Below are 1,596 nucleotides of genomic sequence, written 5' to 3'. Positions count from 1 at the left end.
GCCCGCCCGCCCCCCCCCCCCCCCCCGGGGGGGGGGGGGGGGGGGGGGGGGAGGGGAGGGGATGGCCGGTTCTGCTGGTTCGGGCGGTTCGGCGCGGCCGGCTGCCCGGCTACCCGGCTGCCCGGCTGCCTGGCTGCCTGGCTGCCCGGCTTACGGCGCGACGGAGGAGTAGTCGGCGAAGCCGCTCGGGTCGTGGCGGCCGAAGCTGCCGTGCTCGAAGATGCCGTGCCCGACCTGTCCGTCGAGGGTGAAGCGGGCCGAGTGGTCGGTGACCCCGAAGGCGGCCATGGGGTGGGCGGTGGGGTCGGAGAGGTCGTAGACGCGGCGGTCGGTCCAGCCCCGGCCCTGCCAGGTGCCGTGCTGCCAGTCGGCGGCGGGCGGGTAGCCGGCGCCGACGGCGAGCGGGGAGGAGTTGAGTATCTCGATGCCCAGTTCGACGGGTTTGCGGCCGGCGGGGTCGGTGAGGTGGACCACCGCGCTCTCGGGGTGCCGGGTGCCGGGGCGGTAGCGGATCTCGGTGTGCGGCCAGCCGAGTTGTACGTCGTGACGGCCGCTGCCCTCCGGAAAGACCTGGAGGGCCTCGCTCAGGGTGCGGTGTCCGTCGGCGTCCTCCTGGGCGATGACCATCAGGAACCGGTCCTCGAAGCGGACGGGGATCCAGAGCCAGTGGAAGCCCTCGGGGCGGTACTCCTCGGCGGCCCGGCCGCCGTCCTCACCGGGGATGGGGCGCACGCCCCAGCTGCGGTCGCGGGTTCCGGTCCACTCCCCCGGTGTCAGGGTGAACTGCTCGCCCTTGGCCCGGATGGTGCCGGTGACGTTGCCGGCCTGGACGAACCGGCGGCCTTCCAGCATGAGGCGGTCACCGCGCCGCTGGATGTGGTGGGGCTCCCAGACGGCGGGGAACTCGGCGGTCCAGGTGATGTCGTACGAGAGCCCGTCCGGGTCCTCGGGGTCGGCGGCGCAGCGCAGGGTCAGCTGCCGCAGCGGCACGTCGACGGTGACGGACAACGGCCCGACCGAGAGGTTCATCCGGTCGTCGGTGAGGGCGTCGGAGGCACGGACGGCTAGGAGTTCGTCCCCCACCCGGAGGGTGGCGTAGGCGTCGATGACCCCGGCGTTGGGGTAGACCCCGAGCCCGAGGATCAGAACGGCACGGCCGGCGTGGTCGAAGACGTGGAAGATGCACCGGTCGTAGGCGTTGCGGTCCCCGCTGACGAGGTGCTTCATCGACAGCGGTGCCTGGTGGATGGGGTACTCGTCGAGGGCGACGGGCCGATCAGCGGGCATGACGGAACCTCCGGGGGGGGGCGGGGGGGAGGGTGAACGGATATGACGGTACGTCAGAATCCCGATGCGCGACCAGCCTTGTGGCACAACCTGACAGGGCGGCACGGTTGGCCGGGGGCTGTGGGGTGGGGGGTGGGGGGTGGGAGGGCTCTCGGGGGCTTCGGGGACTGAAGGGCCTGATTCCCGCTGATGCCGATCAGGGAGGGTTTGGGGGGTTCCCGCCGGTCCTTGTCTTTCCGGGTCGGGCCGCCCTGTCAAGGGCGCTCCTTCGTCGCGTCGCTTCGCGATGGCCTCCGGCCACCCTTGACC

The 1,596-nt window shown here is 72.9% G+C and carries 1 protein-coding gene; it reads right to left on the bottom strand.

All coding sequences use genetic code 11. The annotated features are described in order from the left end of the window. Positions 1–150 precede the first annotated feature (150 nt). On the bottom strand, positions 151–1,287 hold the full coding sequence (locus ACFWP3_RS41955) for a hypothetical protein (protein WP_384232218.1): 1,137 nt from the start codon (positions 1,285–1,287) through the stop codon (positions 151–153). Positions 1,288–1,596: the final 309 nt, after the last annotated feature.

The organism is Streptomyces sp. NPDC058525 (genome assembly GCF_042719495.1).
Classification (GTDB): Bacteria; Actinomycetota; Actinomycetes; order Streptomycetales; family Streptomycetaceae; genus Streptomyces.
Note: the sequence above shows the minus strand (reverse complement) of the source record. Positions and strands in the feature narration are given on the sequence as shown.